Genomic DNA, 11,966 nt, shown 5'->3' with positions numbered 1-11,966 from the left:
AATCATCCCATCCGCCGGAGGATGGCGCCGAGCCGCGTCTGCTCGTCCCGCGGCAGCGGCGCGAGGGTGGCGGCGGACACTGCCTTGGCCTTCTCCACCCAACCCGGCAGGGCCGCCTGCGCCGTCGGCGTCAGCACCACCAGCAGCATCCGGGCATCGGAGGGGTCGCGCTCCCGCACCACCAGGCCGCGGGCCATCAGCCGGGCGACAACACCCTTCACCGTCGGCGGATCCATCGCCAGCGACCGCCCGAGCAGGTTCTGCGAAAGCGGGCCGCGCCGCCACAGCACATGGAGGGCGGCGAATTGCATGGAAGTCGGCCCATCCTCCCCCATGATCCCCTGGAACAGGGCGAGGTGGCGCTGATAGGCCCGGCGCAGCAGGTGGCCCACCTGCTCCTCCAGGACATAGTCCTCCGGCTCCTCCATCCTCGCCTCCGCGTCGCATTTCGTTTCTAGGCTTACGAATGAGCCGGGGCTAGAGTGGCGCGAGGGCATGGGGGATCAGGCCATGGCGGTGGAACAGGCGTCGGGTCCGGCACGGGGCCGCATCCTGGTGCGGAATATCGGGCTGCTGCTCTCGGGCGACCTCGCCAACCCGGTGCTCGAAGCCGATGCCATCCTGATCGAGGACGGCAGGATCGTGGCCGTCGGCCGGGCCGGGGAACTGGCCGACCGCGGCCCGGCCGACAGCGTCATCGACGCGCATGGCTGCGCCGTGGCGCCCGGCTTGGTCGACAGCCATGTCCATCCGGTGATCGGCGATTGGACGCCGCGGCAGAACCAGATGGGTTGGATCGAGAGCAACCTGCATGGCGGCGTCACCACCATGATCTCGGCCGGCGAGGTGCACCTGCCTGGCCGGCCGAAGGACATCGTAGGGCTGAAGGCGCTGGCGATCACCGCCCAGCGCGCCTTCTTCAACGCCCGCCCGGCCGGTGTGAAGGTGCTGGCCGGCGCGCCGGTGCTGGAGAAGGGCATGGTCGAAAGCGACTTCGCCGAACTCGCCGCCGCCGGCGTGACCTTGCTGGGCGAGGTCGGCCTCGGCTCGGTCAAGGCCGGCTACGAAGCGCGTGAGATGGTGGCCTGGGCGCGCAAGCACGGCATCCAGAGCACCATCCATACCGGCGGCCCCTCCATCCCCGGCAGCGGGCTGATCGACAAGGACACGGTGCTGGAGGCGGATGCCGACATCATCGGCCATATCAATGGCGGGCATACCAGCCTGCCGGAGGCGCATGTCTGCGAGCTTTGCGAGCGCAGCAGCCGAGCCATCGAGCTCGTTCATAATGGCAACGAGCGGGTGGCGATCGCCGCGGTGCAGGCGGCGCGCGACCTCGGCCAGCTGCATCGCGTCATCCTCGGCACGGACAGCCCGGCGGGCTCGGGCGTGCAGCCGCTCGGCATCCTGCGGATGATCTCGCTGTTGTCCTCGCTGGGCGGGATCAAGGCAGAGCAGGCCTTCGCCATGGCGACGGGCAACACGGCGCGCATCCGCAACCTCGATGCCGGGCTGATCGAGCCAGGGCGGGCGGCCGACCTCGTCTTCCTCGACCGGGCGCAGCACACGGCGGGGCGGGACCTGTTGCACAGCGTGGCGCTCGGCGACATCCCCGGCATCGGCGGCGTCATGATCGACGGGGCGATGCGCTGCGGCCGCAGCCGCAATACCCCGCCGGCCGAGCGGGTGCCGGAGACGCTCGGGCATTGATCCCCGGCTGGCGCCAGGGCCTCCGCAACGGGCTGGTCTTCGGCCTGCTGGCGCTGGGGGCGGTGATTGCCCTTAATGCGGGCGAGCTACCGGGGCTCGGGGTGGTGCTGGCGGATCTGCCGGCGGCGGTCGGCATCTCGGCCGCGGTGCATGTTCCGCAGATCCTGCTGACGGCGGCGGCCTGGCGAGCGCTGTTGCCGCCCGCGGCGCGGCCGCCCTTCATGGTGATGGCGCAGCTCCGCTGGTACCGGGAATCGGCCAACGCCCTGGTGCCGGCCGGGGCGCTGGTCGGTCAGGCGGCGGCGGCACGGCTGCTCGCGCGGCACGGGGTCTCCAGCCAGATGGCGGGGGCGACGGCGACCGTTGACCTGACGCTGGAAGCCGTCTCGCAGCTCTTCTTCACACTGGCCGGTGTCGCGCTGCTGCTGGGCGTCGGGGATGGGCCGGGGCTGCTCGGCTTCGCTGCGGCCGGCTTCGGGATCGCGCTGGCCGGGGCAGGGGCCATGGTGCTGTTCCAGCGCCGGCTGCCGCTGACCCTGCTGGAACGCGGCCTCGGGCGGCTCGCCCGGCGCTGGCCGGCCATCGACCCCGGCTGGGTGCGGGGGTTGCAGGGGGCGATCCTTGAATTGCATGCGGACTGGCCGCGGCTGGCGATGGCGACCCTCTGGCATACGGTCTCCTGGCTGCTCGGGGCGGTGGAGATCGCGGGCGTCCTTTGGCTGCTGGGCCACCCCATCACGCTCGCGGATGCGCTGGTGATCGAGAGCCTGGCCCAGGCGCTGCGGAATGTCGGCTTCATGCTGCCGGGGGCGCTGGCGGTGCAGGAGGGGGCGATCATCGGCGCCGCGGCGCTGGTCGGCGTGCCGGCCGCAGCGGCCCTCGCCGTGGCCCTGGTGCGGCGAGCGCGGGAGGTCTGCCTGAGCCTACCTGGCCTTATCGCTTGGCAGCGGGCGGAAAGCGGGTCTATGCGTCCGGCTGAACCGAGGGATGGGTGATGGCGAGCAAGACATCGGGGGTGTTCGACCTGCTGCGGCTGGTGCCGCGCGGGGGGCCGGCGATCTGCAACGTCTCCGTCACCAATATGTGCAACGCCACCTGCGACTTCTGCAATTTCGCCCACAACAAGGGCTTCGTGAAGCACCGCAGCTGGCTGGATGCCGAGCGCTTCCCGGCCGCGCTCACCCGGCTGCGCGAGCAGGCGAATGTGCGCTTCGTCACCTTCATGGGTGGCGAGCCGCTGCTGCATCCGAAAATCCTGGACATGGCGCGCGAGGCGACGGCGCAGGGCACGCAGCCGACCCTCGTCACCAATGGCTGGCTGCTGCCGCCCAAGGTGGATGACCTCGCGGCCGCCGGCATCACCACCCTGTTCATCTCCATCGATAGCGAGCACGCGCATCTGCATGAGGAGAATCGCGGGCTGAAGGGCGTCTGCGCCCGCATCAAGGAGGCGAATACCCGCCTCGCCGCCAAGGGGGTGACGCCGATCGCCAGCGTCGCCATGACCCGGCTGGTGAAGGACTACGCGGCGCTCGGCCGCTTCCTGAAGGAGCTCGGCTTCTCCGCCGTCACCTTCTCCTACCCGCGCAAGGCGGCGCTCGGCTCCTCCTCCCTCGTCTATTCCGAGGACAGCGAGCTGGTGGACATGTCGCAGGCGGAGCTGCTGGCGGCTTTCGACGGGGTCGAGCAGGCTCGTGGCGTAATCCCGGTGCACAACCCGCGCGCCGCCATCGCCGACATGCGCCGCCGCTTGACCGGCCAGGGCGAGCGCTTCATCTGCCATGCCGGCTACAAGTATTTCTACCTGGACTGGAATTACGACCTCTGGCGCTGTGAGGACTGGAAGGAGCCACTCTCCTCGGTCTGGGACTTCACCCCGGACAAGGTGATGCGCGACGGCTGCCAGGCCTGCACCACCGATTGCTACCGCGACGCCAGCATCATGCTGCACTTCTCGGTCTCCATCGGCGACTCCTTCGCGCGCCTGAAGGAAGGGCGACCGCTGGCTGCCGTCGCGGCCCTGGCGGACCGGCGCAATCTCGGCTCGCTCGGCGCCGTCATCGGCCATGGCGCGCGGCTGGCCAATCTGGCGGGAAGGGCCTGAGGCAATGGCGGCGGTGATCCGGAAGCTCGTGGTGCTGCTGGACGAGACGCGGCGGGAGATGGGGCGCGACCTGCCCCGGCCGATCCGCCGCGCCGTCGCCTGCGCCGTCATCGAGAACCCTTTTGCCGGCCGTTACATGGAGGATCTTTCCGAACTGGTCGCCCAGGGCGAGGCGCTCGGTGCATTGCTGGCCGAGCGCGCCATTGCCGCTCTCGGCATTCCGGGCGAGCAGGTGGAGAGCTTCGGCAAGGCCGCCGTCGTGGGTGAGGCAGGCGAACTCGAGCATGCCGCCGCCCTGCTGCACCCGAAGATGGGCGCGCCGGTCAGGGCCGCGCTCGGAAAGGGACCGGCGCTGATCCCCTCGGCCAAGAAGGCGGGTGGGCCAGGCACCCCGGTCGACGTCCCGCTCGGCCACAAAGACGCCGCCTTCGTCCGCAGCCATTTCGACGCCATCGAGGCGCGGGTGACGGATGCGCCGCGGGCGGGGGAGATCCTGCTCTGCCTGGCGCTGACCGATGGCGGCCGCCCGCTGCCCCGCATCGGCGGGCTGACCACGGCGGAGGTCGTCGGCAAGGACGGTCTGCGCTAGTCGCGGCGGAGCACGCCCTCCAGCGCCAGGCGGGTGTGCAGCGCGACGAGTTCCGCAGGGGACAGCCTCCCGTCGGGGCGGTACCAGGTGCAGACGCCGGTCAGCATGGCGAGCATGGCGAAGGCGGTGATCCGTGCATCGCCGAGGCGAAGCAGGCCGGCTGCGGCCGCGTCCTTCAGCAGCCCGATCAGCCGTGCCTCATACTCGTGCCGCATGCCGACGATCTGCATCGCATTGGCAGGATTAAGGGCGCGCAACTCGAAATTGGCGATGTAGACCTCGCGCTTGCGCTCGAGGTGGTAGAGCACATGGTGGCCGATGAAGGCTTCCAGCCGAGCCAGCGGTTCCGGCCCGGCGGCGGCGAGGGCGGCATCCGTCTGCTCCAGCAGTGCCGTCATGTGCTCCAACATCAGGTCGAAGAGCAGGCTCTGTTTGGTCGTCATATGGTTGTAGAGCGAAGCTGGGCTGATGCCCACTGCAGCCGCCAGTTCGCGCAGGTTCATGGCGGCGAAGCCCTGCTCGTGGATCAGCCGCAGCGCGGCCTGGCGAATGGCCGCCGCCGTGCGCTCGCCACTGGATCCCGTGATGCGGGCCATCGTGCTGGACGTCTCCCCTAGTCGGGGTGCAGGCTGGCTTCGGAAACCTCTTGCGGTCAACCTGAAAACGAACATATGTTCGTTTAGGAGCGGGGACCATAATCCCGCCGGGGAGGGACCGATCGTGGCCGCAACTGCGCCTCATCGCCTGAATCATGGCTGAGCCCGGCATGGCGATCCTCGCCGCCGAGGGCGTTACGCTTCGCTTCGGCGGCGTGCGGGCTCTCACCGACGTCTCCTTCGAAGTCAGGGCCGGCGAGGTCTTCTCGATCATCGGCCCGAATGGCGCCGGCAAGACTTCCATGGTCAATTGCGTTTCCGGCCGCTACCGCCCGACCTCCGGACGCATCCGCTTCGACGGCGCCGACATCACCCGCCTGCCGACGCGCAAGCGCGCCGCCATCGGCATCGGCCGGACCTTCCAGAACTTGGCGCTGTTCGGCCATATGAGCGTGCTCGACAACATCATGGTCGGCCGCCACCATCTGATGCGGCATGGCTTCCTCACCGGCATGCCCTATTGGCTGGGCGGGGCGCAGCGCGAGGAAATCGCACATCGGCGCGAGGTCGAGGAGATTATCGACTTCCTCGAGATCCAGCATGTGCGGAAGGCACCGGCCGGCACGCTCTCCTACGGCTTGCGCAAGCGGGTGGAACTGGCCCGCGCCATCGCGCTGCGCCCGAAGCTGATCCTCCTCGACGAGCCAATGGCCGGAATGAACCTCGAGGAGAAGGAGGACATGGCCCGCTACATCCTCGACCTCAACGAGGAATGGGGCATGACCGTGCTGATGATCGAGCACGACATGGGCGTGGTGATGGACATCTCCCACCGCGTCATGGTCCTCGACTTCGGCAAGAAGATCGCCGAGGGCTCGCCGCAGGAGGTGCTGGCCGATCCGCATGTGCGGCGCGCCTATCTTGGCGAGGCGGATGAGGTGGTGAGCGAGCCGGAAGAGGCGCTCGCGCCATGAGCGAGGTCGATACCCTGCCGAAGCTGCTCTCCCGCAACGCTGCAGTGGCGGGGCGGGAGGTGGCGATGCGCGAGAAGCATCTTGGCATCTGGCGCAGCCTCACCTGGGCCGAAGTGGAGACGCGGACGCGGAGCATCGCGCTCGGCCTGCGTGCGCTTGGCCTCGGCACCGGCGATGTCATCGGCCTGATCGGCGACAACCGGCCGGACTGGGTGATGGGCGAGGTCGCTGCGCATGCGATCGGCGCCCGCTCGCTCGGCATCTACCGCGACGCGCTTGACGACGAGGTTGCCTACCTGCTGGAGCATAGCGCCGCCGCGGCGGTGATTGCTGAGGATGAAGAGCAGGTCGACAAGCTGCTCAACCTCGAGGGTCGGGCGCCGGCGCTGCGCCACATCTTCTACATGGACCCGCGCGGCATGCGGAAGCACGCCGATCCGCGCCTCATGCCGATCGAGGAGCTCGTGCAACGCGGCGAGGCGTCGCATGCTGCGGACGCCGAAGCCTATGCCGCAATGGTCGCCGCGACGCGGGGCGAGGACGTGGCCATCCTCTGCACCACCTCAGGCACGACCGCGCGGCCAAAGCTGGCCATGCTGCAAGGCGGTGCGCTGATCCGCCACTGCGCCTCCTATATCGCCGCAGACCCGAAGGGGCCGGATGACGAGTATGTCTCCGTCCTGCCGCTGCCATGGATCATGGAGCAGATCTACGTGCTCGGCTTCGGCCTGCTGGCCCGGATGAAGGTGAACTTCGTCGAGGAGCCGGAAACGATGATGGCCGATTTCCGCGAGATCGGCCCGACCTTCGTCCTCTTCGCCCCGCGTCTCTGGGAGCAGGTCGCCGCCGATGTGCGGGCGCGGGTGATGGATGCCTCGCCGCTGAAGCGCCGCCTGTTCGAGCTTGGCATGAAGCGTGGGCTGGCGGCGCTCGACGGGGGCAAGCGCTCGTCGCTCGCCAACCAGCTGCTGTTCCGCGCGCTGCGCGACCGGCTCGGCTTCAGCAACCTACGATCGGCGGCGACCGGCGGTGCGGCACTTGGGCCGGACACCTTCCGCTTCTTCCTCGCCATGGGCGTGCCGCTGCGCCAGCTTTATGGTCAGACCGAGCTGCTGGGCGCCTATACCATCCACCGGGCGACGGACGTGAACTTCGATACGGTCGGTGTGCCCTTCGACGACAGCGTCGAGATCCGCATCGACCAGCCGGACCATAACGGCGTGGGCGAGATCGTCACCCGCCATCCGAACATGTTCTGCGGCTATCTCGGCCAGGGCGAGCCGGGCGATGTGCGCGATGGATGGATGCATACCGGCGATGCCGGCTTCTTCGACAAGGCCGGCCATCTGGTGGTGATCGACCGCATCAAGGACATCGCCACCACCAGCCGCGGTGACCGCTTCAGCCCGCAATATATTGAGAACAAGCTGAAATTCAGTCCCTATGTCGCGGAAGCCGTGGTGCTTGGCGACGGGCGGCCACATCTGGCGGCGATGATCTGCATCCGCTTTCCCATCGTCTCCAAATGGGCCGAGCGCAACCGCATCGCCTTCACCACCTATACCGACCTCTCGGCCCGCGACCAGGTTCTAGAACTGCTGCGCGGCGAGGTGGCGCGGGTGAACGCCACCCTGCCGGAGCCGCAGCGCATCTGTGACTTCGTGCTGCTCTACAAGGAGCTAGATGCGGATGACGAGGAACTGACGCGCACCCGCAAGGTTCGCCGCGGCGTCATCAACCAAAAATACGCCGACATCATCGCCGCCCTCTATGGCGGCGCACGAGCGATTCCGGTGGACACCACCATTGCTTTCCAGGACGGCACGCGGCAGCGCATCCGCACCACCCTGCGCGTGGTCTCGATGGACGCGCCGGCGCTGGCGCAGGCGGCGGAGTAGGGCGATGGACTGGACGCTGCTGCTGCAACTGACGCTCAACGGCCTCATCGTCGGTGCGCTCTATGGCGTCGTCGCCATGAGCTTCGTGCTAATCTACAAGGCAAGCCAGGTGGTGAACTTCGCCCAGGGCGAGTTCCTGCTGGTCGGCGCCTGGGTCTGCTGGTGGCTGCTGACCGACTGGCAGCTGCCCTTCTGGGCCGGCTTCCTCGTCACCCTCGCCTTCATGACGCTCTTCGGCATGATCCTGCAGGTGGTGGTGCTGCGGCCGTTGATCGGCGAGCCGGTCATCAGCGTCATCATGGCGACGATCGGCCTCGGCATCTTCTTCCAGGCATTGATGAAGTGGATCTTTGGCGTCTTCGCCAAGCCCTTCCCGCCGATCTTCAGCACGGAGCGGGTGAACCTGCTCGGGCTCGAGGTGCAGACGGCCTATCTCATGTCGCTCGGCATCTCCGTGCTCATCATGGCGGGCTTCGCCTGGTTCTTCACCGCCTCGAAGCACGGGCTGGCGATGCGGGCAACGGCCTTCGACCAGCAGGTGGCGCAATCCCTTGGCATCTCCGTGCCGAAGGTCTTCGCCATGTCCTGGGCGATCTCGGCCGTGGTCTCGGCCGTCGCCGGCGTGGTGGTGGGGGTGGTGAACGGCGTGTCCTCGGCGCTTTCGGTTTATGGAATCAAGGTCTTCCCGGCGGTGATTCTCGGCGGCCTCGACAGCGTCATCGGTGCGGTCCTCGGCGGGCTGATCGTCGGCGTGCTGGAGAACTGGGCGCAATATCTCGATGCCGGCTGGCTCAACTGGGGCAACATGGTCACCATCGCGCCCTTCTACGCCCTCATCGTCATTCTGCTGATCAAGCCCTATGGGCTTTTCGGCACCAAGAACATCGAGCGCGTCTGATGGATCTCGCACCGGCCGGCGAATACCGCAGCAGTTACCGGGAGGACATGACGATCTTCCCAACGCGGAACAGCCGCCGCGCCTTGTTGCTCGGCTTGCTTCTCGCCTGCGGGCTGCCCCTCCTGCTGGGGCGCTATGAGCTCGGCCTGCTGATCAATATCGGCACGCTCGGCATCGCGGCGCTTGGCCTCAACATCCTGGTCGGCTTCACCGGGCAGATCAGCATCGGCCATGCCGCCTTCTTCGGCTTCGGCGCCTTTGCCTCCGCCTGGCTGCATGAGCGCTGGCACATCCCGGTCGCGCTTTGCATCCCTGTCGCCGGGGTGATGACGGCGGTGGTCGGGCTCGTCTTCGGCGCGCCGGCAGGGCGGCTGAAGGGCCTTTATCTGGCCATAGCGACGCTCGCCGCGCAGTTCATCCTCGAGGATTTCTTCGCTCGCGCCCAATGGTTCACCGGCGGCGTCGCGGGGCGCATCACGGAGCCCTTCGCGCTCGGCAACTGGGTGGCGGACCGCGAGGAGAGCTACTTCTACGTCGTGCTGGCCTATGTCGTGGTGATGTATCTCGGCGCCGCCAACCTGATCCGCACACGGGACGGTAGGGCGCTGGTTGCCGTGCGCGACCACTACCTGAGCGCCGAGGTGATGGGCATCAATCTCGCCTATTACCGCACGCTCTCCTTCGGCATCGCTTCCTTCTACGCAGGCATCGGCGGTGCGCTCTATGCGCATTACCTGCTCTTCGTCAGCGTCGAGGCCTTCAACATCCTTTTTTCCATCCAATTCCTCGGCATGGTCATCATCGGCGGCCTAGGCAGCGTGATGGGAAGCCTGATGGGCGCGGCCTTCATGGTGCTGCTGCCGGAGGTGGTTCAGGCGGGGGCGGATGCGTTGTCGGGCAGCGCGATCGATCGGGCGTTGAAGCTCGGTGCCTCCATCTCCTTCCTGCGCGAGATGGCGGTTGGTGCCGCAATCATCCTCTTCCTGATCTTCGAGCCGGACGGCCTGGCGCGCCGCTGGCGGCTGATCAAATCCTACTGGAAGCTCTACCCGTATTCGCACTGATGGGGAGGACAAGAATGACAATGAGAACGACCATCCTCGGCCTGGCCGCCACCGTGACGCTGACCTTGCCGGCCGCGGCGCAGCCGATCCCGGTCGGGCATCTGATGGATCTCTCCGGCGCCACCAGCGATGTCGGCACGCCCTTCGCGCAGGGCGTCAACGACACTTGGGCCTGGGTCAACCGCATGCGGAACGGCGTTGCCGGACGGCAGGTGAACGCCCTTGCCTTCGACTATGGTTATCAGGCGCCGCGCGCCGTCAGCCAGTATCAGGCCTGGAGCCGCGATCGGGTCGTCGCCATCAACGGATGGGGCACGGCGGATACCGAGGCATTGGTGCGCTTCGTCACCCGCGACCGCGTCCCTTATGTCTCCGGCTCCTATTCGGCGGCGCTCACCGACGCCGGCGGCAAGTCCGGCCGGCAGGGCGTCGAGCCGGCGCCCTACAACTTCTTCTACGGTCCGTCCTATTCCGACTCGCTGCGCGCGATGTTGATCTGGGCGGCGGAGGACTGGAAGACGCGGGGCGGGCAGGGCAAGCCGAAATACGTCCATATGGGCGGCAATCACCCCTACCCGAACTCGCCCAAGGCGGCCGGCGAGGCGCTGGCTGCGGAGCTCGGCTTCGATGTGCTGCCGGCCATCGTCTTCGCCCTTACGCCGGGCGACTACACGGCGCAGTGCCTGACGCTGAAGCAGCAGGGCGCGAACTACGCCTATCTCGGCAATACGGCGGGCTCCAACATCTCCGTCCTGCGCGCTTGCCAGGCGGCCGGCGTGAACGTGCAGTTCATGGGCAATGTCTGGGGTATGGACGAGAATGCCATGAAGGCTGCTGGCACCGCGGCGAATGGCGTGATCTTCCCGGTGCGCACTGCCGCGGTCTGGGGCCAGCAGGCGTCTGGCATGGCGAATGTGCAAGCGATCAGCCGCATCTCCGACCAGACGGGCACCGCCTATCGTCCCGTGCACTACCTCACCGGCATCTGCAGCGCCATGCTGCTGGCCGAGGCGATGGACACCGCAGCTTCGAATGGCGGCCAGATCACGGGTGAGCGGATCCGCGACGGCTTCTATGCGCGGCAGAACTGGGTGCCGAAGGGCTTCGACGGCGTCTGCGCGCCTTCCAATTTCACCCCGGCCGATCATCGCGGCCAGCTGACCGTCGCACTCTATCGCGCCCGTGTCACCGGCGACACCAGCCAGGGCAATGTCGGCGAGCTGATGCAGAACGGTACGATGCGGCTGGAGCTGGTGAAGACGGTGACGCTTGATCGCCGTGCCGACTGGCTGGGCTGGTAGCCTGTCATGGAAGCCGCGCCGCTGCTCGAGGTGAACAACATCGAGGTCGTCTACAATGACGTCATCCTCGTGCTGCGCGGCCTTTCGCTGAAGGTGCCGCAGGGCAAGATCGTTGCCCTGCTCGGCGCCAACGGTGCCGGCAAGTCGACGACGCTGAAGGCGATCTCCGGCCTTCTGAAGACGGAGGAGGGCGAGGTCACGCGCGGCGAGATTCGTTTTGCCGGTGAGCGGATCGACGGCGTCGATCCGCACATGATCGTGCGGCGCGGCATTTTCCAGGTGATGGAGGGGCGGCGCATCATCGCCGATATGACCTGCCTCGAAAATCTCCGCCTGGGCGCCTTCACCCGCAGCGACAACGAGGTGAAGTCCGATATTGAGCGGGTCTATGGGTATTTTCCGCGGCTGCGTGAGCGGACCGGCCTTGCCGGCTACCTCTCGGGCGGCGAGCAGCAGATGCTCGCCATCGGCCGCGCGCTGATGGCACGGCCGAAGCTGATCCTGATGGACGAACCGTCGATGGGCCTTTCACCGCTATTGGTGAAGGAAGTCTTCGCCATCATTCGCCGGCTGAATGAGGAACTCGGCATCACCATCCTGCTGGTCGAGCAAAATGCGCGGATGGCCCTTTCCATTGCCGGCTATGCCTATGTGTTGGAACAGGGCAAGGTCGTGCTTGACGGCACGGCCGAGGCGCTGTCGAGCAATGAGGATGTGAAGGAATTCTACCTCGGCGGCCATGGTGCCGAGCGCAAGAGCTTCAAGAACCTCAAAAGCTACAAGCGGAGGAAGCGGTGGCTCTAGCGAAGTTCTTCGACGCGCTCGAGATCCG

Annotated in this window: 11 protein-coding genes and 1 pseudogene; 10 read left to right on the top strand and 2 right to left on the bottom strand. The window is 67.4% G+C overall.

Going from position 1 to position 11,966, the window contains the following annotated elements:
* Positions 1–2 precede the first annotated feature (2 nt).
* Positions 3–428: a MarR family winged helix-turn-helix transcriptional regulator gene (locus LH62_RS21835; RefSeq protein ID WP_043364235.1), complete on the bottom strand. Its 426-nt coding sequence runs from the start codon at positions 426–428 to the stop codon at positions 3–5.
* An 82-nt stretch (positions 429–510) separates the two neighbouring features.
* On the opposite strand from LH62_RS21835, the gene LH62_RS21830 reads away from it, so the two are divergent.
* The 4 genes from LH62_RS21830 to LH62_RS21815 are packed head-to-tail and all read left to right on the top strand — an operon-like array spanning position 511 to position 4,403.
* Complete coding sequence (locus tag LH62_RS21830) at positions 511–1,710, top strand: amidohydrolase family protein (protein WP_043364233.1); 1,200 nt, start codon at positions 511–513, stop codon at positions 1,708–1,710.
* A complete protein-coding gene (locus LH62_RS21825; protein ID WP_052214804.1) occupies positions 1,707–2,705 on the top strand; it encodes a lysylphosphatidylglycerol synthase domain-containing protein in 999 nt (332 codons plus the stop codon). Before LH62_RS21830 ends, LH62_RS21825 begins: the two co-directional genes overlap by 4 nt.
* Positions 2,705–3,814: a radical SAM protein gene (locus LH62_RS21820; RefSeq protein WP_052214803.1), complete on the top strand. Its 1,110-nt coding sequence runs from the start codon at positions 2,705–2,707 to the stop codon at positions 3,812–3,814. Before LH62_RS21825 ends, LH62_RS21820 begins: the two co-directional genes overlap by 1 nt.
* A gap of 4 nt (positions 3,815–3,818) precedes the next feature.
* Positions 3,819–4,403: an amino acid synthesis family protein gene (locus tag LH62_RS21815; RefSeq protein ID WP_043364230.1), complete on the top strand. Its 585-nt coding sequence runs from the start codon at positions 3,819–3,821 to the stop codon at positions 4,401–4,403.
* Here LH62_RS21815 and LH62_RS21810 read toward each other — a convergent pair.
* Positions 4,400–4,999, bottom strand: coding sequence for a TetR/AcrR family transcriptional regulator (locus LH62_RS21810; RefSeq protein ID WP_043364228.1), 600 nt, complete (start codon positions 4,997–4,999; stop codon positions 4,400–4,402). The genes LH62_RS21815 and LH62_RS21810 overlap by 4 nt on opposite strands.
* Positions 5,000–5,169: 170 nt before the next feature.
* Here LH62_RS21810 and LH62_RS21805 point away from each other — a divergent pair, with 170 nt between their 5' ends.
* The 6 genes and pseudogenes from LH62_RS21805 to LH62_RS21780 all read left to right on the top strand — a co-directional run bounded on the left by LH62_RS21805 (position 5,170) and on the right by LH62_RS21780 (position 11,938).
* On the top strand, positions 5,170–5,973 hold the full coding sequence (locus LH62_RS21805) for an ABC transporter ATP-binding protein (protein WP_043364224.1): 804 nt from the start codon (positions 5,170–5,172) through the stop codon (positions 5,971–5,973).
* On the top strand, positions 5,970–7,871 hold the full coding sequence (locus LH62_RS21800; RefSeq protein WP_043364222.1) for an AMP-binding protein: 1,902 nt from the start codon (positions 5,970–5,972) through the stop codon (positions 7,869–7,871). Before LH62_RS21805 ends, LH62_RS21800 begins: the two co-directional genes overlap by 4 nt.
* Positions 7,872–7,875: 4 nt before the next feature.
* Positions 7,876–8,769: a branched-chain amino acid ABC transporter permease gene (locus tag LH62_RS21795; protein ID WP_043364220.1), complete on the top strand. Its 894-nt coding sequence runs from the start codon at positions 7,876–7,878 to the stop codon at positions 8,767–8,769.
* A 101-nt stretch (positions 8,770–8,870) separates the two neighbouring features.
* Positions 8,871–9,833, top strand: a pseudogene (locus LH62_RS21790) (branched-chain amino acid ABC transporter permease); the annotation flags it as partial.
* Between the two features lie 14 nt (positions 9,834–9,847).
* Positions 9,848–11,134, top strand: coding sequence for an ABC transporter substrate-binding protein (locus LH62_RS21785; protein WP_043364216.1), 1,287 nt, complete (start codon positions 9,848–9,850; stop codon positions 11,132–11,134).
* 6 nt (positions 11,135–11,140) lie between these two features.
* Entirely contained in the window at positions 11,141–11,938 is a 798-nt protein-coding gene (locus LH62_RS21780; RefSeq protein ID WP_052214801.1) for an ABC transporter ATP-binding protein, read from the top strand.
* Positions 11,939–11,966: the final 28 nt, after the last annotated feature.

The organism is Belnapia sp. F-4-1, assembly GCF_000802185.1.
Lineage (GTDB): Bacteria > Pseudomonadota > Alphaproteobacteria > Acetobacterales > Acetobacteraceae > Belnapia.
The sequence above is the reverse complement of the archived record's forward strand: the minus strand, read 5'-3'. Positions and strand labels throughout refer to the sequence as shown.

Bases quoted from the DNA above. Each gene is read 5' to 3' on its own strand.
- LH62_RS21780 (WP_052214801.1), top strand. From the start codon at position 11,141: ATGGAAGCCGCGCCGCTGCTCGAGGTGAACAACATCGAGGTCGTCTAC.
- LH62_RS21795 (WP_043364220.1), top strand. From the start codon at position 7,876: ATGGACTGGACGCTGCTGCTGCAACTGACGCTCAACGGCCTCATCGTC.
- LH62_RS21830 (WP_043364233.1), top strand. From the start codon at position 511: ATGGCGGTGGAACAGGCGTCGGGTCCGGCACGGGGCCGCATCCTGGTG.
- LH62_RS21805 (WP_043364224.1), top strand. From the start codon at position 5,170: ATGGCGATCCTCGCCGCCGAGGGCGTTACGCTTCGCTTCGGCGGCGTG.
- LH62_RS21835 (WP_043364235.1), bottom strand. From the start codon at position 428: ATGGAGGAGCCGGAGGACTATGTCCTGGAGGAGCAGGTGGGCCACCTG.
- LH62_RS21820 (WP_052214803.1), top strand. From the start codon at position 2,705: ATGGCGAGCAAGACATCGGGGGTGTTCGACCTGCTGCGGCTGGTGCCG.
- LH62_RS21810 (WP_043364228.1), bottom strand. From the start codon at position 4,999: ATGGCCCGCATCACGGGATCCAGTGGCGAGCGCACGGCGGCGGCCATT.
- LH62_RS21815 (WP_043364230.1), top strand. From the start codon at position 3,819: ATGGCGGCGGTGATCCGGAAGCTCGTGGTGCTGCTGGACGAGACGCGG.
- LH62_RS21800 (WP_043364222.1), top strand. From the start codon at position 5,970: ATGAGCGAGGTCGATACCCTGCCGAAGCTGCTCTCCCGCAACGCTGCA.
- LH62_RS21785 (WP_043364216.1), top strand. From the start codon at position 9,848: ATGACAATGAGAACGACCATCCTCGGCCTGGCCGCCACCGTGACGCTG.